General features: G+C 74.9%; 15 protein-coding genes. 7 read left to right on the top strand and 8 right to left on the bottom strand.

Annotated elements, in window-relative coordinates:
* Positions 1–91 precede the first annotated feature (91 nt).
* Together ACA361_RS30615 and ACA361_RS30610 are read left to right on the top strand one after the other, a co-directional pair.
* Complete coding sequence (locus ACA361_RS30615; protein WP_375017707.1) at positions 92–1039, top strand: ATP-binding protein; 948 nt, start codon at positions 92–94, stop codon at positions 1037–1039.
* Positions 1040–1145: 106 nt separating this feature from the next.
* On the top strand, positions 1146–1628 hold the full coding sequence (locus tag ACA361_RS30610) for a ribose-5-phosphate isomerase (protein ID WP_375017706.1): 483 nt from the start codon (positions 1146–1148) through the stop codon (positions 1626–1628).
* A gap of 14 nt (positions 1629–1642) precedes the next feature.
* Here ACA361_RS30610 and ACA361_RS30605 read toward each other — a convergent pair whose 3' ends face one another.
* Both ACA361_RS30605 and ACA361_RS30600 read right to left on the bottom strand, forming a co-directional pair.
* Positions 1643–2755, bottom strand: coding sequence for a hypothetical protein (locus tag ACA361_RS30605; protein WP_375017704.1), 1113 nt, complete (start codon positions 2753–2755; stop codon positions 1643–1645).
* Between the two features lie 152 nt (positions 2756–2907).
* On the bottom strand, positions 2908–3132 hold the full coding sequence (locus tag ACA361_RS30600) for a hypothetical protein (RefSeq protein WP_375017702.1): 225 nt from the start codon (positions 3130–3132) through the stop codon (positions 2908–2910).
* Between the two features lie 184 nt (positions 3133–3316).
* Between ACA361_RS30600 and ACA361_RS30595 the strand changes: the two genes are divergently transcribed.
* Entirely contained in the window at positions 3317–4432 is a 1116-nt protein-coding gene (locus ACA361_RS30595) for a PP2C family protein-serine/threonine phosphatase (RefSeq protein ID WP_375017701.1), read from the top strand.
* A 4-nt stretch (positions 4433–4436) separates the two neighbouring features.
* Here the strand turns inward: ACA361_RS30595 and ACA361_RS30590 are convergent, their stop codons facing one another.
* On the bottom strand, positions 4437–5738 hold the full coding sequence (locus ACA361_RS30590) for a serine/threonine-protein kinase (RefSeq protein ID WP_375017700.1): 1302 nt from the start codon (positions 5736–5738) through the stop codon (positions 4437–4439).
* 566 nt (positions 5739–6304) lie between these two features.
* Between ACA361_RS30590 and ACA361_RS30585 the strand changes: the two genes are divergently transcribed.
* Together ACA361_RS30585 and ACA361_RS30580 are read left to right on the top strand one after the other, a co-directional pair.
* Complete coding sequence (locus ACA361_RS30585) at positions 6305–7336, top strand: sensor histidine kinase (RefSeq protein ID WP_375017698.1); 1032 nt, start codon at positions 6305–6307, stop codon at positions 7334–7336.
* A 55-nt stretch (positions 7337–7391) separates the two neighbouring features.
* Positions 7392–8900 (top strand): carboxyl transferase domain-containing protein, encoded by a 1509-nt coding sequence (locus ACA361_RS30580; protein WP_375017696.1) that lies wholly within the window; start codon positions 7392–7394, stop codon positions 8898–8900.
* Here the strand turns inward: ACA361_RS30580 and ACA361_RS30575 are convergent.
* Genes ACA361_RS30575 through ACA361_RS30560 form a run of 4 tightly spaced genes read right to left on the bottom strand, consistent with a single transcriptional unit; the run spans position 8891 to position 14046 of the window.
* Entirely contained in the window at positions 8891–9595 is a 705-nt protein-coding gene (locus tag ACA361_RS30575) for a gamma-glutamyl-gamma-aminobutyrate hydrolase family protein (RefSeq protein ID WP_375017694.1), read from the bottom strand. The two genes, ACA361_RS30580 and ACA361_RS30575, sit on opposite strands and share 10 nt — an antisense overlap.
* Complete coding sequence (locus ACA361_RS30570; protein ID WP_375017692.1) at positions 9592–11064, bottom strand: aldehyde dehydrogenase; 1473 nt, start codon at positions 11062–11064, stop codon at positions 9592–9594. Before ACA361_RS30570 ends, ACA361_RS30575 begins: the two co-directional genes overlap by 4 nt.
* Positions 11065–11111: 47 nt before the next feature.
* Positions 11112–12539 carry an aldehyde dehydrogenase family protein gene (locus ACA361_RS30565; protein ID WP_375017690.1) on the bottom strand — a complete coding sequence of 476 codons (1428 nt, stop codon included), beginning with the start codon at positions 12537–12539 and terminating at the stop codon, positions 11112–11114.
* A gap of 4 nt (positions 12540–12543) precedes the next feature.
* Positions 12544–14046, bottom strand: coding sequence for a PucR family transcriptional regulator (locus ACA361_RS30560; protein ID WP_375017688.1), 1503 nt, complete (start codon positions 14044–14046; stop codon positions 12544–12546).
* A 97-nt stretch (positions 14047–14143) separates the two neighbouring features.
* Between ACA361_RS30560 and gabT the strand changes: the two genes are divergently transcribed.
* Both gabT and ACA361_RS30550 read left to right on the top strand, forming a co-directional pair.
* Positions 14144–15481: a 4-aminobutyrate--2-oxoglutarate transaminase gene (gene gabT / locus ACA361_RS30555; RefSeq protein ID WP_375017687.1), complete on the top strand. Its 1338-nt coding sequence runs from the start codon at positions 14144–14146 to the stop codon at positions 15479–15481.
* A gap of 170 nt (positions 15482–15651) precedes the next feature.
* The gene (locus tag ACA361_RS30550) at positions 15652–19107 is read left to right on the top strand and encodes an AAA family ATPase (RefSeq protein ID WP_375017685.1); all 3456 of its coding nucleotides are present in this window, start codon (positions 15652–15654) and stop codon (positions 19105–19107) included.
* Between the two features lie 10 nt (positions 19108–19117).
* On the opposite strand, the gene ACA361_RS30545 is transcribed toward ACA361_RS30550, so the two are convergent.
* On the bottom strand, positions 19118–20122 hold the full coding sequence (locus ACA361_RS30545; RefSeq protein WP_375017683.1) for an LLM class flavin-dependent oxidoreductase: 1005 nt from the start codon (positions 20120–20122) through the stop codon (positions 19118–19120).
* Positions 20123–20135: the final 13 nt, after the last annotated feature.

Here is a 20135-nt window from a genome sequence, read left to right as displayed (position 1 = left end):
TTCGACCGGCGGGGTTGGGGAAACTCGTTCCCGGAATGGCAACGGTTTTCATATCCAAATCGACCCGAAACAATCCGGAACGGGGGCTTTCGTGAAGGTTGCGTTCGTCGGCAAGGGCGGCAGCGGCAAGACGACGCTGTCGTCGCTCTTCGTCCGGCATCTGGCCGCGCGCGGGCTGCCGGTGGTGGCCATCGACGCCGACATCAACCAGCACATGGGCGTGGCGCTCGGGCTGGACGAGGCGCGCGCCGCCGAGGTGCCCGCCATGGGGGACCGGCTCCCCGAGATCAAGGAATGGCTGCGCGGCGACAACCCGCGGATCTCCTCGGCCGCCGCGATGGTGAAGACGACCCCGCCCGGCGCCGGGTCCCGGCTGCTGCGGATCGGCGGGGACGATCCCGTGCACGCGCTGGGGTACGACGTCGACGGCGTCACGCTGCTGGCCACCGGCCCGTTCAACGACGACGATCTCGGGGTGGCGTGCTACCACTCCAAGACCGGCGCGGTGGAGCTCTACCTCAACCACCTGGTCGACGGGCCGGGCGAGTACGTCGTGGTCGACATGACCGCCGGGGCCGACACGTTCGCCTCCGGGCTCTTCACCCGGTTCGACCTGATGTTCCTGGTGGCCGAGCCGACCCGCAAGGGCGTCGGCGTCTACCGGCAGTACACCGACTACGCCCGCGACTACGACGTCGCGATCACCGTCGTGGGCAACAAGGTGCAGGGCGACGGCGACGTGGCGTACCTGCGCGAGCACGTCGGCGACGACCTGCTGACGTGGCTCGGCCAGTCCGCCGCCGTGCGGGCGCTGGAGCAGGGCCGCGGCGGCGTCCCGCTGGAGCCGGCGAACGAGGCGGCGCTGGACCGGATGCTCGCGGCCGTCGACGCGCGCGAGCGCGACTGGGACCGGTTCCGGCGGCAGGGCGTGGAGTTCCACGTCAAGAACGCGCGGAGCTGGGCCAACCGGGCCGTGGGCGAGGACCTGGAGGGCCAGGTCGACCACGGCTTCCGGTTCCCCGTCCCCGTCGCGGGCTGACCGGCGGGCCGGCCGGCGGGGTCGCCGGCGGGGTGGCCGGCGGTCGATCGGCGGGCGGGAGCGCCCCGGCGCCGGAGCGGTGCGGCGCACCTGGGAGAATCGGCGCATGCGCGTGTTTCTTGGATGCGACCATGCCGCCTTCGAGCTGAAGGAGCACCTGGTCGCCTGGCTGAAGGCGAACGGCCACGAGCCGGTCGACTGCGGGGCGTTCGAGTACGACGCCGTCGACGACTACCCGCCGTTCGTGCTGCGGGCGGCCGAGCGGACCGCCGCCGAGCCCGGCTCGCTGGGAGTCGTGCTCGGCGGCTCCGGCAACGGCGAGGCCATCGCCGCCAACAAGGTCAAGGGCGTCCGGGCCGCGCTGGTGTGGAACGAGGACACCGCCCGGCTGGCCCGCGAGCACAACGACGCCAACGTCATCAGCATCGGCGCGCGCCAGCACGACCAGGACACCGCCACGGAGTTCGTCCGCCTCTTCCTGGAGACGCCGTACTCCGAGGAGCCGCGGCACACCCGCCGCATCACGATGCTGAGCGACTACGAGACGACCGGAGAGCTCCCGCCGCTTCCCGTACCGCCCGCGGGCTGACCTGACCCCGGCGGTCAGCCGTCGCCGCCCCCCAGCTCCCGGATCAGCGCGTCGATCTCGTCGAGGTCCAGGGCCTCGGCGGCCCGGGTCTCCTCCAGCGTGCGCTGGGGAGGCTGCGCGGTCGGCTGCTGCGGGGGCGGGGCGATGCTCCGCACGGCCGCACTGGTGTAGGAGGCCCACTCGCCGGTGGCGTCGGGGGTGAGCAGGGCGCGCATCCCGTCCAGGTAGCCGCTGCTGTAGGCGGGCCAGGCGGCCTTCAGCGAGTTGCGGAGCGCGTCGCGGGCCTCGGTGATGTCGGTCTCGGCCCGGATCGCGCCGCCGGCCGGGTCGGCCAGGACGCTCAGGTCCGTCAGCAGGGCGCGCAGCTCCGCCGACCAGCGCTCGTGCGAGAGGGGGCGGAGCACGATGCGCTTGCTGTCGTACACGTAGTCGGGCTCGGACCTCATGATGATGTCCCTCAGCGCCGCCCCGGTGTTGGTCCCGGTCTTGGCGGCGGTCATGGCAGCGTTCAGCTTGGCCCTGTTGTCGTCCGGCCGTGCCCCGGCGAACCGGAGCACGCGGGCGACGACGATGTCCTCCCCGTGCTTCAGCGCCGTCGCCATGTGCACGGCGGCCGCCGCCTTCAGCGCGGTGACGTAGGACTTCCACGCGTTGTCCTCGGCCTTGGTGTACCCCCTCTCCGCGGCCCTGACGGCGTCGTTCGACGGGTAGCGCTTGATCGGCAGCGCGCCCTGCGAGGTCCAGTGCACGAAGTGCACGGCCCCGGTGACCTTCACGCCGACCAGGCCGAGCCGGCCCAGCTCGTCGGCCAGCTTCTGCGCCGCGCCCCCGGGCTCGCCGGCGAAGCAGACGATCAGCACGATCTCGTCGCCGCCCTGGATCCCGCGCGCGGCGAGGTTCGCCGCGAACCGGTCCTCCAGCGGCTGGTCGATCATCATGCCGGCGATGCCGTGCCCGACGGCGTAGTTCTTGAGCGGCGGGCGCACGGCCTGCACCGCGTACCCGTCGAACGTGTCGTCCTGGAGGCCCTGCGCGCGGAGCGCGGCGACCGTCTCCTGCGTCTCCAGATCGTCCTTGATCTTCGTGAGCGCGTCGCTGTCCTCGTGGTACGGCCTGTGGAGGATCATGTGCCCCCCGTTCCGGCCACCCCGGCGCGGACCCGATGCCGGCGCCGGGCGTGACCCCCGATGCGGCCCTCATCGTCGGCTCGCGGCCGCGCCGTGGCAACGGGCGCGGGGTGTCCGCTTCCGGCGGTGGCCCGGCCGTATCAGCGGGCGGGTCAGAGGTTCTCGGCCGCCGGTGAGGGGGCGGGCGGGCGGTGGGGGCCGCGCTTGCCGAGGCGGCGGCGCTCGTTCTTGGCGGCCTTGCCGCGCCTGGCGGTCTGCTCGTCCGGAACGGCGGCCGGCCTGGGCGGCGGCGGTGCGGCGCCGTCGGGGCGCGGCCGCGACACTTCCCGTGCCCGCATCGCCGCGTCCAGCGTGATCCGCATGCCCGGCTGGCCCATCGCGCCGCCTCCCTCGCCTCGCCGTTCCCCTGATTCTCGCCAGGCCGGGCCGCTCGGAAACCCGGACGAACCCGGCCCCTGGCCCGGAGGCGGGGAATTGGACCGTTGCTGGACCGTTGCAACGGGTGATCGGTGGCGCGGATGCGCGCCCGCCGAGGTGGATGCTCGATACAGTGCCGGAGTCATGCTGCAGCGTCTGGTCCACCTCCTCCCGCCGGGGGTCCGCGCGTTCCTGCGCCGGATCCCTCCCCTCGTGCGGCTGTACCGGTGGCTCCGGATGGGCCGGCTCAAGCGCGAGCGCAACGTGTTCGTGGCGCTGGCCGTGCTGGCGGTGGTGCTCGGCATCGGCGCGACCGTGTCGCGGGCCTGGGCGCCGCCCAGCGCGCTGGTGCTGACGGTGCTCGGCGGCGGGCTGCTGCTGAAGGTGAGGAGCCTGGTGGCGCTGCTGGGCGTGGTCGCGGTCATGGTCGCGTACAACAACTGGCACGACCCGCGCGAGGTCGGCCCCGGCATGATCGCCACGCTGGTGATCACCGCGGTGCTGGCGCTGACGCTGGCGCGGACCCGCCAGCAGCTCGGCGTGCAGGGCCTGCGCGGCGACTCGATGCTGCTGGAGCTGCGCGACCGGCTGCACCGCCAGGGCCAGATGCCCGAGCTGCCCGCCGGGTGGGACTCGCAGGTCGTGCTGCTCCAGGCGGGCGGCTCGTCGTTCGGCGGCGACTTCGTCGTCTCCTCCCGCGAGGGCGACATGCTGGAGCTGGCGCTGGTCGACGTGTCCGGCAAGGGCACCGACGCCGGAACGCGGGCGCTGATGCTCTCGGGCGCGTTCGGTGGTCTGCTTGGATCGCTCCAGCCCGGGCAGTTCCTGCCCGCCGCCAACACCTACCTCCAGCGGCAGCGCTGGGACGAGGGCTTCGTCACGGCCGTCCACCTGGTGCTGAACCTGGCGACGGGCGAGTACACCGTCGAGTCGGCCGGCCACCCGCCGGCCGTCCAGTTCGACGCGGGCAGCGGCACCTGGCAGGTCAGCCCGGCCAAGGGCGTGGTGCTGGGCGTCGTGCCCGACCTGCGCTGCGTCCCCGAGCACGGCCAGCTCCGCCCCGGCGACGCGCTGCTCCTCTACACCGACGGGCTGGTGGAGTCGCCCGGCCGCGATCTGGACGCGGGCATCGACCGGCTGCTGGGCGAGGCCGAGCGGCTCGTCCCGGAGGGGTTCCGCAAGGGCGCCAGGGAGCTGGTCCAGACGATGGCCGCCGAACGCGACGACGACTGCGCCCTCATCCTCATCTGGCGCACCTGACCGCTCAGCGCCCGCGCCCCTTCTTCGCCTTCCCCTTGCCCTTCTGCTTGGACGTCGCGCCCGTCTTCGGCCGGAGCTCGGGCCTCCTCTTCTGCACGGGCACGGCGCGCCGTACGGGGGCCTCCGAGGGGGACGGCGACGCCGCCGGATCGGCCGGCGCGGGGGAGGCGGCCGTGGTCTGCGGTACGGGCGCGGCGCCGCCCTCCCGGCCGCCCAGGCCGGCGACGAGGCCGCCGATCAGCAGCGTCGCGGCGGCCGCGCCGGCGGCCGCGAGGAGCCGTACCCGGGTGGTGGAGCGCGCCCCGACATGCGTGATCACCGTGAACGCCGCGGTGTCGGGCCCCTCGCCGCCGGGCGCGCGCCGGGGCTCGGGGACGAGCACGGCGCCCTTCCTCCGCCCCCCGGAACGGGACGGCCGGGACGGACGCGACGAGGAACGGGGCTCGGGCACGGCCGGGATCTCGCTCTGCTCGACCAGCGCGAGCAGCAGCCGGGCGGCGGACGGCCGCCGTTCCGGGTCCTTGGACAGCGCGGACCGGACGGCCGGCAGCAGCGTGCCCGGCAGCGCCGCCAGGTCGGGCTCGTCGCGGATCACCCGGCGGGCGACCGCGATCGGCTGCCCGTCGCCGAACGGCAGCCGCCCGGTGCCCGCGTACGCGATCAGGCAGCCCCAGGCGAAGATGTCGGCGGCCGGGCCGGCGGCGCCGCCGGTCAGCACCTCGGGGGCCATCCAGCCGGGGGTGCCGAGGACCGTTCCGGCGCCGGTGAGCGTGCCCGCGGCGTCCTGCGCGCGGGCGATCCCGAAGTCGATCACGCGGCAGCCGGAGAGCGTGAGCATCACGTTGGCGGGCTTGAGGTCGCGGTGGACGAGCCCGGCGGAGTGGATCGCCGCCAGCGCGGACATCACGCCGACGGCCACGCCGTGCACGTCGGCGGCGGGCAGCGGGCCGTTCGCGCTGATGCGGTGCTGGAGGGACAGGCCGCCGACGTACTCGCTCACGATGTACGGCCGCCCGTCCTCCTCGCCGTGCGCGAGGACGCGGGCCGTGCAGAACGAGGCGACCCGCCCCGCGAGCACGGCCTCGTCGCCGAACCGGCGGCGGTACGCGGCGTCGGCGGCCAGGTGCGGGTGGATGGTCTTGACCGCGACGCGCGCGTCCGAGCCCGGCTCGCGGCCGAGGTAGACCGTTCCCATCCCGCCCGCGCCGATCCGGCCGATCAGGGGGTAGCCGCCCACCATCGGCGGATCGCTCGCTTCGAGGGGATGTGCGTGGTCCGTCGGGGACCCGGTGGCGTGCCCGTCCATGCTGTCCCCTCGTCCCCTTTCGTCGGCTCAGTCCGTCCTGTCCCCGATCGTGTGCACAGTATGGTGCCGCATGAACACGGGTTGTAGGAAACGTGTTCGTCACCTCGATGTAGCCCCGATGGCATCCGGACAGGGCAGAGTTATCTCCAGTTCGGCAATCGCCCGGCTCCGGTGGATCCTCCTCGGCGCGCGGGGCCGGTGGTTGGCGGCACCGAAGGCGATGTCCGCGCGGTCGGTACCCCAGGGGTGGGAGGCACCGTTCCGCGCGGGCATCGGTTTCGCCTAATTCCCTATAAAACTGGTTGACTTTATAGGGAATCGGCGCCAGGATGGGCGCGTGGTCCCCGCCGTCAAGGGCGCTTTCGGCGGCAGGGGCGGGGGTGGCCCGGGACGGCGGAGGCACGGCACGTCCCGGGCCACCGGTGGGCCACGGCCAGGCCGGTGTTTCGCACGGCAATGGGAGGGTTACAACCAGTTCTAGGCCAGGTAGAGACGAACATTCCGCTCACCCCCCAGGCGCGGGAAGCGCGGCGTACCGCGCGGGACCGGGAACGGGAGGTGCCGGGATGGGGAATCCGGTACTGCGCCGGCACTGGTCGGTCGAGGCCAGGGTGACCGGCATGGCGACCGCCGTGGTCGCCGTGCTCCTCGCCGTCGGGATGGCGGTGTTCTACGCGCTGGCCCCGGCCGGGCACTTCCACCAGGCGCCGCGCGATCTGGCGTTCCTGCTGCTGGGCCTGGTCCCCGCGCTGGCCGCGGTGGCCTGGTCGGTCTGGCACGCCGTCAAGCGCGCCCTGCGCCCCGTCCGCACGATGACCCGCGAACTCTGCGCGATCAGCGATGACCGCTCGTTCCACCAGGTCACCGTGCCCGCCGGGCATGACGAGGTCGCCGAGCTGGCCGGCGCGGTGAACCGGACCCTGCGCCGCCTGGAACGCCTGAACGAGCGCCAGCGCGCCTGGGTCGCCGACGCCTCGCACGAGCTGCGCAGCCCGCTCACCGGCCTGCGCGCCCAGCTCGAACTGGCCCTGGCGCACCCCGAGGACGAGGACTGGCCGGACACCGCCCGGTCCGCGCTGACCGACGCCGACCGGCTGCACCGGATCATCAGCGACCTGCTCGTCATGGCCAAGCTGGAGGCGGGCGTGATCGGCGACCAGGAGATGATCGACCTCGGCGAGCTGGTCCGCGCCGAGACGGCCCGCCGCCGCACCGGCCGGGTCCCGATCGAGCTGGAGACCGACGAGGGCGTGGTCGTCCACGGCGCCCGCTCGCACCTGATCCGGCTGCTGACCAACCTGCTGGACAACGCCGACCGGCACGCCACGTCCTGGGTGCGCGTCGCCGTGGGCACCGACGGCAGGCACGCCCTGCTGATGGTCGCCGACGACGGCCCGGGGATCCCGCCCGAGGAGCGCGAGCGCGTCTTCCAGCGCTTCCAGCGGCTGGCCGAGGGCCGCCGCTGCGACGCCGGCGGCACCGGTCTCGGCCTGCCGATCTCCCGCGACATCGCCGTCGCGCACGGCGGCGACCTGGTCGTGGGCGACGCCGACGGCGCCGGCGGCGCCCGGCTGGTCCTCCGCCTGCCCCTGGCCTGACCCGGCAAGATCGGCGCGGGCTAGGTTGAAGGCCGCGGATTCGACGGAGGTGGGCATGCCGGGCGGGCGGGCTGGGGCCGGGGAACTGCTGGAGCGGGTGCTGGACGCGGGCGGCCGCGAGTCCTGGGACGTGCCGCCGCGGCGGGTGGCGGCGCCCGGCTCGGCGTACGAGCGGGAGCTGGCGGCCGCGCGCGAGCGCAGCGGCCGCGACGAGGCGGTGGTGACCGGCGCGGGCCTGCTGCGCGGCCGCCGGGTCGCGTACGTGGTCTCGGAGTTCGGCTTCCTGGCGGGTTCGATCGGCGTGGCGACCGCGGACCGCATCGTGGCGGCGGTGGAACGCGCCACCGCGGAGGGGCTGCCGCTGGTCGCGGCGCCGTCCTCGGGCGGTACGCGCATGCAGGAGGGGACGCTCGCGTTCGCGCAGATGGCCCGCATCACCGCCGCCGTCACCCGGCACCGCGCGGCGGGCCTGCCGTACCTGGTGTACCTGCGGCACCCCACCACGGGCGGCGTGTTCGCGTCGTGGGGCTCGCTGGGGCACGTGACGGCGGCCGAGCCCGGCGCGCTGATCGGCTTCCTGGGGCCCCGCGTCTACGAGGGCCTGTACGGCGAGCCGTTCCCCGAAGGCGTCCAGCGGGCGGAGAACCTGTTCGACAAGGGCCTGGTGGACGCGGTCGTGGGGATCGGCGAGCTGGGCGCGGTCGCCGCCGGGGCGCTGGACGTCCTCTGCGCGCGCACCCCGCCCCCGGCACCTCCGCCGCTCCCTCCGCCCGCCGTGGAGCGCCGCCAGCCCGTCCGGGTCCCCGACCAGGGCCCGGCGTGGGACTCGATCGTGAGTTCCCGCCGCCCCGACCGTCCCGGCGTGCGCGAACTCCTCCGGTACGGCGCGGCGGCCGTCACGCCGATGTCGGGGACGCAGCAGGGCGAGGCCGACCCGGGGGTCCTGCTCGCCTTGGCCCGCTTCGGGGACGCGCCGTGCGTGGTCGTCGGCCAGGACCGCCGCAGCCAGCGCGAGGGCCACCTCCTCGGCCCGGCGGGCCTGCGGGTCGCGCGCCGCGGCATGAGCCTGGCCGCCGAACTCGGGCTGCCCCTCCTCACGGTCGTCGACACGCCCGGCGCCGTCCTGTCGGCGGAGGCGGAGGAGGGCGGGCTCGCGGGGGAGATCGCGCGCTGCCTGGCCGACCTGATCACGCTGTCCGCGCCGACGCTGTGCCTGCTGATGGGCGAGGGCACGGGCGGCGCGGCGCTGGCGCTGCTGCCCGCGGACCGCGTGCTGGCCGCCCGGCACGCCTGGCTGTCCCCGCTGCCGCCGGAGGGCGCCTCGGTGATCGTCCACCGCACCCCGGACCGGGCGGCGGAGATGGCGGCGGCGCAGCGCGTCCGCTCGGCCGACCTCCTCGGCGACGGCATCGCGGACGCCCTGATCGACGAACGCCCGGACGCCGCCGACGAACCCGAGGCGTTCTGCCGCCGGACCGCCGCGGCGGTCGGGGAGGCGCTCACCGCGCTGGCCGGCCTGCCGCCGGAGGAACGCCTCGCCCGCCGCGCGGCCCGCTACCGCTGACGCGTGCCGGCCGCCGTCACCAGGGCCGTGAAGACCGCCTGCTGGGCCGGGTCGGTGGCGGCGGTGTCCTCCGGATGCCACTGGACGCCGAGGAACCAGCCCGTCCCGGCGTGCCCCGCCACCTCGACGCCCTCGATCGTCCCGTCGGCGGCCCGCGCGGTGACCTCCAGCCCGGCGCCGAGGACGTCGATGTCCTGGTGGTGGTAGCAGGACGCGGTGGCCTCCGTCCCGTCCAGGACCTTGGCCAGCAGCGTGCCGGGGGAGACCGCGACCGGATGGACGAGGTGGCGGTGCTCGGCGTCCATGTGCTGGCGGAGGGTGCCGCCGCGCACGACGTTCACGATCTGGAGGCCCCGGCAGACGGCCAGCAGCGGGATCCCGGCCGACAGCGCGTGCCGCGCGACGGCGAGGTCGAACGCGTCCTGCTCCTCGTCCACGTCGTACAGGGCCTCGTGCTCGTCGGCCGCGCCGTAGTGGCGGGGGTGCAGGTCGCCGCCGCCCGGCAGCAGGACGCCGTCGCAGCGGTCCAGCCGTTCCGCCGCGCCGGCCGGATCGGCCGGATGCATGACGAACGGCTCGCCGCCGCCCCGCCAGACCGCCTCCACCAGCGCCCGCGCCGCGACCTCGGCGGCGTACCGGAGGGCGGAGGCGTTCGTGGAGAAGCGGGCGGGCAGGGCGATGAGCGGCCTGCTCACAGGGTGATCCAGGTGGTCTTGAGGTCGGTGTACTTGTCGAACGCGTGCAGCGACTTGTCGCGGCCGTGCCCGGACTGCTTCATCCCGCCGAACGGGACGCTCATGTCCCCCTCCTCGTAGCAGTTCACCCACACCGTCCCCGCCCGCAGGGAACGGGAGATGCGGTGCGCCGCCGACAGGTCGCCCGTCCAGACGGCGGCGGCCAGCCCGTACTCGGTGTCGTTGGCCAGCCGCACGGCCTCGTCGGCGTCGTCGAACTCCAGCACCGACAGCACCGGCCCGAAGATCTCCTCGCGGGCGATCCGCATCCCCGGCTCGACCCGGTCGAAGACGGTCGGCCGGAGGAAGAGGCCCTCGCCCTCGCCGCCGGCGCGGAGCCGGGCGCCCTCGGCCCGCCCCGCCTCGACGTACGACAGCACCCGCTCGTGCTGGCGCGCCGAGACCAGCGGGCCCATCTCGGTGGCCGGGTCGAGCGGGTCGCCGACCGCGAGCTTCTCGGCGCGCGCCACGATCCGGTCGAGCACCCGGCCGGTGACCGAGCGGTGCACCAGCAGCCGGGACGGGGCGGTGCACATCTCGCCGGCGTTGAAGAAGATCCCCCACGCGGCGGTGTCGGCGGCGGCGTCCAGGTCGGGCGCGTCGGGCAGGATGATGTTGGGCGACTTGCCGCCCAGCTCCAGCCAGACCCGCTTGAGGTTGGACCCGGCGGCGTACCGCAGGAAGTGCCGCCCGACCTCGCCGGACCCGGTGAACGCGATGACGTCCACGCCGGGGTGCTCGCCGAGCGCCCGGCCGGCGATCTCGCCGGGGCCGTTCACGACGTTGAACGCCCCGGGCGGCAGCCCCGCCTCGGCGGCGAGGGCGGCCAGCCGCAGCGCCGACAGCGGCGACTCCTCGGCGGGCTTCAGCACGACCGTGCAGCCGGCCGCCAGCGCCGGGGCGATCTTCCAGGCGGCCATGGTGAGCGGGAAGTTCCACGGCACCACGGCCGCCACGACCCCCGCCGGCTCGCGCGTGACCAGCGCCAGCGAGCCGGCGTCGGTGCGCGGCGACTCGTCCAGCTGCTTGTCGGCGGCCTCGGCGTACCAGCGCAGGCAGCCGATCACCGCGCGCAGCTCGATGCCGTCCGCCTCGGAGATCGGCTTGCCCATCTCCAGGCTGACGAGCAGCGCGAGCTCCTCCCTGTCACGTTCCACGAGGGCGGCCCAGCGCAGCAGCGCCGCCTTCCGCTCGGCGGGCGACATCCGCGGCCACGGCCCGGCGTCGAACGCGCGCCGCGCCGCGCCCACCGCGCGGTCCACGTCCGCCGCGCCGGCGGACGCGACGCGCGCGATGGTGCGGCCGTCGCGCGGCGACACCACGGGCGCGGTCCCCTCGCCGGGTGAGGACGCGCCGTCGATGTGATGGTCGGTGTACGGGTCGAGCCGGTCGGCCCGGGCGAGCCAGTCCTCGTACGCAACGCCGGTCAAAGGGTCTCCTCCTGGGGGATCAGAGGGGATCAGAGGGGATGGAAGGCTCAGAGGGGAAGGCCCGTGAGGACCATCACCTTCTCCTCGGTGTAGTCGGTCATCGCCGAGTGCAGGCCCTCGCGCCCGACACCGGAGTCCTTCACGCCGCCGTACGGCATCTGGTCGGCGCGGTAGGAGGGCACGTCGCCGATGACGACGCCGCCCACGTCCAGCTCGCGGTGGGCGCGGAACGCGATGTCCAGGTTCCGGGTGAACACGCCGGCCTGGAGGCCGAACGCCGAGTCGTTCACGGTCGCGAACGCCTCGTCCACGCCGTCCACCGGCTGGACGAGCATGACCGGCCCGAAGACCTCCTCGCGGGCGACCTTGGCGTCGGCGGGGACGTCGGCCAGCACGGTCGGCGCGTACGCGGCGCCGTCGCGCGTGCCGCCCGCCAGCACCCGGGCGCCCGCCTCGACGGCCTCCTTCACCCAGGACTCGACGCGCTCGGCGGCGTCCTGGCTGACCAGCGGGCCGACCTGCGTCTTGTCGTCCCAGGGGTCGCCGGTGACGAGGCCGTTGACCGCGTCGACGAGCTTCGGCACGAACTCCTCGTACACCGAGCGGTCGACCAGGACGCGCTGCACGGCGATGCAGCTCTGGCCGGCCTGGTAGTTGGAGAACAGCCCGATCCGGGTGGCGGCCCAGTCGAGGTCGGCGTCGGGCAGCACGACGGCCGCGCCGTTGCCGCCCAGCTCCAGCGTGACGTGCTTGCGCGGCGCCTGGTCGCGGATCGCCCAGCCGACCGGGACGGACCCGGTGAACGAGACGATCGGCAGCCGCGGGTCGTCCACCAGCGCGGGCGCGCGGTCGTTGGGCACCGGCAGGACCGAGAACATGCCCGCGGGCAGGTCGGTCTCGGCCAGCAGCTCGCCGAGCAGCAGCGCCGACAGCGGGGTGGCGGGCGCGGGCTTGAGCACGATCGGGGCGCCGACCGCGATCGCCGGGGCGATCTTGTGGGCGGCCAGGTTGAGCGGGAAGTTGAACGGGGAGATGCCGAGCACCACGCCCTTGGGGACGCGCGTCACGTACGCCATCCGGCCGGCGGCGGCCGGGTCGGTGTCGAGCCGCTGCGTCGTCCCGCTCCAGCGGCGGGCCTCCTCGGCGGCGAACCGGAAGGTGGAGACGGCGCGGGTCACCTCGCCGCGCGCCCACAGCAGCGGCTTGCCGTTCTCGCCGGTGATCAGCCGGGCGATCTCCTCGGACCGCTCGGCGAGCCGCCGCGAGACGTGCGCCAGCGCCTCGGCGCGCACGTGCAGCGGCAGCGCGGCGGCCTCCTTGCGCAGCGCGTACGCGGCGGCGACGGCCTCCTCGACCTGATCCGGGGTCGGTACGGCGGCGGTCCCGACGACGCGGCCGTCGTACGGGTGGGCAACGGTCAGTTCCTCGTCACCGGTCGCGGGCCGACCGGCCAGCCAGAATGGGGTCACGTCCATGCGCTCACGCTATCCCCGCGGGCCCGCCGGGAAAGCCTCCAGCGTGTCCAATCGGGGTGTCCCGGTTCGCCGCCACGGCGAGCGCGACCCACAATTCGGCACGGACCGCCGGATCGTCCAGGTCGCGATGGAGGAGTTCGGCCGTTTTGCGCATCCGGGCGCGGAGCGTGTGCCGGTGCACGCCCAGCGCCCGCGCCGCCGCCTCGCCCTGCCCGTTCGCCGCCAGGTACGCCCGCAGCGACGCGACGAGCGCCGGGTCCTCCGCGCGCAGCGGCGCCAGCAGCGCGTCCGCGAAGCCCTCGGCGAGGTCGTCGCGGAGCAGCCCCAGCAGCCCCTGCCCGGGCAGGTCCTCGTACCGCATCAGCCCGTACGGGCTGTCGGGCCCCTCCCGGACGCGCCGCGCCGCGGCCAGCGCCCGCCCGGCCTGCTCCAGCGCCCCGGGCAGCGACTCCGGATCCGGGACCGGCCCGCTCACCCCGACCGGCCCGCAGGTGCGGGCCGGCGCCGCCGCCTGCCCCGCCAGCCGGTCCGGGACGATCACCGCGGTGAAGTCGCCGACCGGGACGGCCAGGCAGCGCTCGCCCACCGGGTCGGCCTCCAGCGCGTCCAGGACGGCGCCGCCCGAGTCCCCGCACGCCAGCACCCGCAGCGGCGGCTCCGGCAGCGCCGCGCCCGGCGGCCGCACCCCGAGCAGCACCCCGCCCAGCGCCGCCCGCACCCGCCGCCCGCTGCGCGGGCTCTCCAGCTGGAGCGTCAGCAGCGACACCGCCGCCCCGACGATCGTGTGCGCCGCCGGCGGCAGCGGCTCCTCCGTGCCGACCACCAGGTAGCCGCGCGGCCGCCCGCCCAGCCCGATCGACTGCGCCACGACATGGCCGTCCGCCCCGGCGAGCGCGATGCTCACCGGCCCGCCCCCGGACGGCCGCAGGCGGATGATCTCCTCGGCCAGGTGCCCGGCGTGCCTGCGGGCGCGGGACGGCTCGGCGTGGCGGGGCGCGCCGGCCGGGTCGAGCAGCAGCGCCCAGCCGTCCAGCTCGCGGGCCAGCCGGACGATCAGGGTGCCGGGGCCCTTCAGCGCGGCGCGGGTCAGCTCCCGCTGCGCCTGGAACGAGCGGGTGACGTCCCGGTACTCCTCCGCCGCGAGCAGCCGCGACACCGCCTTGCCGACCGCGATGAACGGCGTCGGGCGCGGCACCTCCAGCAGCGCCAGGCCCTGCGCGCGCGCCGCCGCGAGCAGTTCCGGCGGCACGGACGGGTGGATGACCCCGACCGCGAAGCCCAGCCCGGCGACGCCGCGCTCCACCAGGCGGGTGACGTACGGGCCGGCGTTCCCGGGCGTGAGCCGCATCCCGACCGTGAGGACGAGCTCGCCGCCCTCCAGGAACGGGGTCGGGTCCTCCAGCTCGCTGACCGCGACCCAGCGGACGGGCGCGTCCCGGGGCACCTCGGTCAGCGGGCGCAGGCCGAGCCCGGGCAGCGCGGCGACTTTGCCGAGCGTGGGCGGCATCTCGCGGGCCCCTCCTGTGCACGGTGTCCAACGGGACGGGCGGGATTCGCCGGTCCGTACGGTTCAGCGTAGGTCAGGACCGGCTTATGTTCGCGCCATGAGCAGCCAGAATCCGCCGCAGGAACGCCGAGTCGTCACCGAGATCCCGGGACCCCGCTCGCGGGCGCTGCAGGAGCGCCGCGCGGCCGCCGTCGCGCCGGGGGTGAGCAGCGTGCTGCCGGTGTACGTGACGGACGCGGGCGGCGGCGTGATCGTCGACGCCGACGGCAACTCCCTGATCGACTTCGGGTCGGGCATCGCGGTGACCAACGTCGGCAACGCCAACCCGCGGGTCGCCGAGCGGGTGAAGGCGCAGGTCGACCGGTTCACCCACACGTGCTTCATGGTCGCGCCGTACGAGTCGTACGTGGAGGTGTGCGAGGCCCTCAACCGGCTCACCCCGGGCGACCACGAGAAGCGGTCGATCCTGGTCAACAGCGGCGCGGAGGCGCTGGAGAACGCCGTCAAGATCGCCCGGTACGCGACCGGCCGCGACGCGGTGGTGGTGTTCGATCACGGCTACCACGGCCGGACCCTGCTCACCATGACGCTGACCAGCAAGAACATGCCGTACAAGCAGGGCTTCGGGCCGTACGCGCCGGAGGTCTACCGGATGCCGATGGCCTACCCGTTCCGCTGGCCGGGCGGCCGCGAGGACTGCGGCCCGCAGGCGGCGGCGCAGGCGATCGACCAGATCACCAAGCAGATCGGCGCGGCCAACGTCGCGGCCCTGGTGATCGAGCCGATCCAGGGCGAGGGCGGCTTCATCGACCCGGCGCCCGGGTTCCTGCCCGCGCTCGCCGCGTTCTGCCGGGACAACGGGATCGTCTTCGTGGCGGACGAGGTGCAGACGGGCTTCGCGCGGACCGGCGACCTGTTCGCCTGCGAGCACGAGGGAGTCGTGCCCGACATCGTCGCCACCGCCAAGGGCATCGCGGGCGGGCTGCCGCTGGCAGCCGTCACCGGCCGCGCCGAGCTGATGGACAGGATCCACGCGGGCGGGCTCGGCGGCACCTACGGCGGCAACCCGGTCGCGTGCCAGGCCGCGCTGGCCGTCCTGGAGGAGATCGAGAACGAGAAGCTCGCCGACCGCGCCCGCGCCATCGGCGACATCATGCTGCCGCGCCTGCGCGCGCTGGCCGAGCGCCATCCCGCCATCGGCGACGTCCGCGGCCGCGGCGCGATGCTCGCGATCGAGCTGGTCGAGCCGGGCACCACGGTGCCGGACGCGGCGCTGACCGCCGAGATCGCGCGCCGCTGCCACGCCGCCGGGCTGCTCGTGCTGACCTGCGGCACGTACGGCAACGTGCTGCGCTTCCTGCCCCCGCTGGTCATCCCCGAGCACCTGCTCAAGGAGGGCCTGGACGTCCTGGAGGAGGCGTTCGCCGCCGGCTAGCCCCGAGCGTCGACTCGTGGCGTGTCGGCCCGCGGCGGGCGCGCTCAGGAGGGGACACGCCACGAGTCGACGCGGCGATCTCCCGGTCGGGCGGTTCGGCAGGCTTTAGGCTGCTGGACCGATCGGCTGGTGTTGCGGAGTTTCTGGTGTTTCGGGGGATCGCGTTGTCGTTGCCGGAGGATCTGCGGGTGCTGCTGACCGGCGAACCGGTCCTCGACCTGTACTCGCGGGCCCCGTGGCGGGTGCCGGACGAGACGGTCGAGGCCGCACGGAAGCGGCTCGAAGAGGTCGTCGGCGGATGGGGCGAGGTGTGCGAGCCCGCTTCCGCCGTGTTCGCCGCGGCCCGGCCGCTCTTCGAGTTCCTGAACGGCGCCGGCGCGCGGGGCGGCGAGTACGGCGATCTGGCCCGCGGGATCCTGCGGCCCTACCTGCCGCCGCGGACCGTCGCCTGGGACTACCACGTGTCCGAGGCCGTCGGCGTCCCGGAGTTCCCGGCGCTGCGGGAGCGGTTCGGGCCCGGGAAGGCGTTCCAGATCGTCCGCGAGCTGCTGGAGGTGCCGGCGGGGCTGGAACCGCTGGAGCCGCGGCGGCGGGCGCTGCTGGAGCTGTTCGCCGACCCGCCGCCCGGCGTCGAGGACGCGCGCCGCGGCGCCTGGCGGGACCTCTGGGCGGAGCACGCGACGGACGGCGTCCTGGCGGCGCTGCCCGAGGTCGCGGGGTTCGCCGGCCACCTGAAGTGGATCTGCGACGGGCTGTTCGCCGTGCACGGGAGGCTGTGCGCCGCCTCCGCCACCACCTGGGACGAGCCGCACCTGCTGCGCGACCTGCTGCTCGCGGCCAAGGTCACCGCCGTGCCGAACGCCCTGCTCGCGGTGCTGCCGCCCGAGCGGTTCGGCACCCTCATCGACGACGTCGCCTCGGGGTCGCTCGCGTCGGTCGAAGCCCAGTGGGCGGCCCGGACCCGGGCGTGGCTGCGGCGGCTCCTGTGGGCGGGCGAGGCCGAGGACTGCCGCGCCTGGATCGACCTGGCGGTCCGGTTCGCCGCCACCGCCGCCACCGCGGCGAGGGACGGAACGCTCGTGGCGCTCTACACGACCCCCTACCTGAACCTCGTCCGCGATTTCCAGCAGGACCTGCGGGAGATCTGGAGCCCGTACCGCTCGGCGCCGCCCGGCCCGGCCGCCGCCGGCGAGAGCCCCGGCAAGGGCACGGCGGGCACGCGCGGCACGGCGGGCACCGGCACCGCTCCCGCGGCCGAAGAGGAGGCGGGCAGGACCATCGACCAGCCGGAGCTGGCCGCGGCCATCCGGGACGTGGCCGAGGGGTCCGGCCCGGTCCGGCTGCTGATCGCCGGACCCGACGGCACCGGCAAGCGCCGGGCGGCCAAGCGCATCAACGAGCTGGTCGCGAAGCGGCAGGGGCCCATGCAGGAGGCGCCGTTCTGGCTGGCGGCCGACTACCTCAACGGCATGAACATCTTCTCCGCCACCACGTACCTGGCCGACATCGCGCGGGAGAGCGACGGGAAGCGGGTGCTGATCATCGACGGGCTGGACGCCGCCGCCCGCGAGCCGTTCAACGGCGAGGCGGTGATCGAGGAGCTGCACCGCTCGATCGACCTGTTCCCCGACCTGAGCGTCATCGCGCTCTGCGAGACCGGCGGCGACGAGCGCATCCGGGAGATGAACCCGGCGCTGGCGCTGCGGTTCACCGTGGCGCGGTCCCGCCCGTTCACCGCGGCCGGATACCGGGAGCTGTTCGACAAGGCGGTCCGGCGGGCCGGCGCCACGGCCACCCGCCCCGCGCTGGACGCCGCGGCCGAACTGCTGCTGCGCACCAGGCCGGTGCGCAACATGCGCAACGCCCGGCTGGCGAACCGGCTCGCCGGGACGGTCGTCGAGAACGCCCGCCGCGCGACCCCCGCCGGCGCGGCCACGGTGGTACGGCGAGGGCACGTCCCGGCGAGCATCAACGTCACCGGGGCCACCGGCGACCCGCTGGCCGAGCTGGCCTCCCTGACCGGTCTCGCCTCCGTCAAGCGGCAGGTCGAGCTGGTGCTGGCGGAGGCGCGGGCGGCCGAGATGCGCACCCGCGACCCCGCCGGGCCGGCCGTCGCCCCGCCCACCCGGCACATGGTGCTGACCGGCAACCCCGGCACCGGCAAGACCGAGGTGGCGCGGCTGCTGGCGCGCGTGTTCGCCGACCTGGGCGTGCTGTCGTCGGGGCACGTGGTGGAGGTAACGCCCACCGACCTGGTCGGCCAGAACTACGGCCAGCCCCGCCAGGTGATCGAACGCGCGATCGGCGGCGCGCTGCTGATCGACGAGGCGTACGTGCTCGGCCGCGGCGAGTCCAACTCGATGGCGGACGCGGTCGCCACGCTGGTCAAGCTGATGGAGGACCACGGCGACGACCTCGTGGTGTTCGCGGCGGGCTACCAGCGGGAGATGCAGGACTTCCTGTCCGCCAACCCGGGGCTGGCCTCCCGGTTCCCCGTCACCCTGCACTTCCCGGACTACACCGACGACGACCTGGTGGAGATCTTCGTCGGGCAGGCGCGGAAGGCCGGGCTGCGGCTGGGCGACGGCGCCCGGGAGAAGGTCGCCGACCTGCTGCGCCGGGCGCCGCGGGGCAGGTCGTTCGGCAACGCCCGGGTGATGCGGAACCTCTGCCAGCGCGCGCTCCCGCTCCAGGCCGACCGCGTGCTGAACGCCGGCGGCGGCGAGAAGGACCTGGCCGTCCTGCTGCCCGGGGACATCCCCGACTCCCTCAGCGGCGCGACCCGGACGGTCGCCGACGGCGACCCGTTCGCCGAGCTGGCCGCCATGGTCGGGCTGGAGGACGTCAAGGCCGAGGTCCGCGCCCTGAGGGCCGAGGCGCGCGTGCTGGAGGCGCGCCGGGCGGCGGGGCAGCGGACGCCCGCGCCGACCCGGCACATGGTGTTCTCCGGCAACCCCGGGACGGCCAAGACGACGGTGGCCCGCCTGATCGCGCGCGTCTACGCCCGGCTGGAGCTGCTGTCGTCCGGGCACCTGGTGGAGGTGACGCGCGCCGACCTGGTCGGCGAGTACCTCGGCCAGACCGCGCCGAAGGTCCACAAGGCCGTGCAGCAGGCGCTCGGCGGCGTCCTGTTCATCGACGAGGCGTACGCCCTGCACAAGGACCGCTTCGGAAAGGAGGCGGTCGCGGCGCTGGTCAAGCTGATGGAGGACAACCGCACCGACCTCGTCGTCATCGCGGCCGGCTACGAGGACGAGATGGCGCGGTTCCTGGACGCCAACTCGGGCCTGCGCTCCCGCTTCGCCAAGCACCTGCGCTTCCGCGACTACAGCGACGCCGAACTCGTCGGCATCTTCGAGCACGCCGCCACGGTGGACGGCTTCGCGCTCGCCGGCGGGGTGACCGGCGCGCTGTTCGACCTGCTGCGCCGGGTGGAGCGCGGGCCCTCGTTCGGGAACGGGCGGTTCATGCGCAACCTGCTGGACGCGACGATCAGCGCGCAGGCGCAGCGGCTCGCCACCGGCGGGCGGCCCGGCCCCGAGGACGTCGTCACGCTGCTGGTCGAGGACCTCCCCGGACCGCCCGCCGCCGGCGACGCCGCAGGCACCGTCGGCAACTACCTGTAGGTCGCCCCGGCTAGACCGCCGCCTCGTCCGGGGCCGTCTTCAGGTCGTAGAGGCCGGCGAGCAGGTCGTACGAGCGCAGCCGGTCGGCGTGCTCGTACGTCGAGGTCACCACCATGACCTCGTCGGCCGCGGTCTCCTCCAGCAGCGCGTCCAGCTGCTTGCGGACGGTCTCGGGCCCGCCCATGACCTGCCCCGCCAGCCGCGACTGGACGATCTCCCGTTCCAGCTGCGTGTACGGGTGGGCGGCCGTCTCCTCAGGGCTCGGCAGCGGGCCCGGACGGCCCTGCCGCAGCCGCAGGAACGACAGCGCGTTCGGGGCGGCCAGCTCGCGCGCCCGCTCGTCGGTGTCGGCCGCCGTGACCGACACCGCGATCATCGCGTACGGCCGCTCCAGCTCGGCGGACGGCCGGAACGACTCGCGGTAGAGCTTGAGCGCCGGAAGGGTGTTCTCGGCGCTGAAGTGGTGCGCGAACGCGAACGGCAGCCCGAGCAGCCCCGACAGGCGCGCGCTGTAGCCGCTGGAGCCGAGCAGCCAGACGGGCGGCTCGTTCCCGGCGGCCGGGGTGACCGTGCTGTGCTCGCCGAAGTAGGCGCGCAGCTCGTGCACCTGCTCGGGGAAGTCGTCCACCGACAGGGCGTCCGGCGAGCGCCGCAGCGCCCGCGCCGTCTTGGCGTCGGTGCCGGGCGCCCGGCCGAGGCCGAGGTCGATCCGCCCCGGGTAGAGCGCCTCCAGCGTCCCGAACTGCTCGGCCACGACCATGGGCGCGTGGTTGGGCAGCATGATCCCGCCCGAGCCGACCCGGATCCGGGCCGTCGCTGCGGCGACCTGGCCGATGAGCACGGCGGTCGCGGAGCTGGCGATGCCCGGCATCGTGTGGTGCTCGGCGAGCCAGTACCGGTGGAAGCCGAGCGCCTCGGTGCGGCGGGCCAGGTCCAGGGTGTTGCGCAGCGCCTGGGCGGAGGTGGATCCGCTCACCACGGGGGACAGGTCGAGAACAGAGAACGGGACGGTCATTCCTCGTGCAACC

Source organism: Actinomadura sp. 21ATH (genome assembly GCF_041951345.1).
Taxonomy (GTDB): Bacteria; Actinomycetota; Actinomycetes; order Streptosporangiales; family Streptosporangiaceae; genus Spirillospora.
This window is presented reverse-complemented; position numbering and strand designations above follow the sequence as displayed.

Excerpts from the sequence above, each read along its gene's own strand:
- ACA361_RS30610 (WP_375017706.1), top strand. The coding sequence starts at position 1,146 with ATGCGCGTGTTTCTTGGATGCGACCATGCCGCCTTCGAGCTGAAGGAG.
- ACA361_RS30605 (WP_375017704.1), bottom strand. The coding sequence starts at position 2,755 with ATGATCCTCCACAGGCCGTACCACGAGGACAGCGACGCGCTCACGAAG.
- ACA361_RS30600 (WP_375017702.1), bottom strand. The coding sequence starts at position 3,132 with ATGGGCCAGCCGGGCATGCGGATCACGCTGGACGCGGCGATGCGGGCA.
- ACA361_RS30595 (WP_375017701.1), top strand. The coding sequence starts at position 3,317 with ATGCTGCAGCGTCTGGTCCACCTCCTCCCGCCGGGGGTCCGCGCGTTC.
- ACA361_RS30590 (WP_375017700.1), bottom strand. The coding sequence starts at position 5,738 with ATGGACGGGCACGCCACCGGGTCCCCGACGGACCACGCACATCCCCTC.
- ACA361_RS30585 (WP_375017698.1), top strand. The coding sequence starts at position 6,305 with ATGGGGAATCCGGTACTGCGCCGGCACTGGTCGGTCGAGGCCAGGGTG.
- ACA361_RS30580 (WP_375017696.1), top strand. The coding sequence starts at position 7,392 with ATGCCGGGCGGGCGGGCTGGGGCCGGGGAACTGCTGGAGCGGGTGCTG.
- ACA361_RS30565 (WP_375017690.1), bottom strand. The coding sequence starts at position 12,539 with ATGGACGTGACCCCATTCTGGCTGGCCGGTCGGCCCGCGACCGGTGAC.
- ACA361_RS30560 (WP_375017688.1), bottom strand. The coding sequence starts at position 14,046 with ATGCCGCCCACGCTCGGCAAAGTCGCCGCGCTGCCCGGGCTCGGCCTG.
- gabT (WP_375017687.1), top strand. The coding sequence starts at position 14,144 with ATGAGCAGCCAGAATCCGCCGCAGGAACGCCGAGTCGTCACCGAGATC.
- ACA361_RS30545 (WP_375017683.1), bottom strand. The coding sequence starts at position 20,122 with ATGACCGTCCCGTTCTCTGTTCTCGACCTGTCCCCCGTGGTGAGCGGA.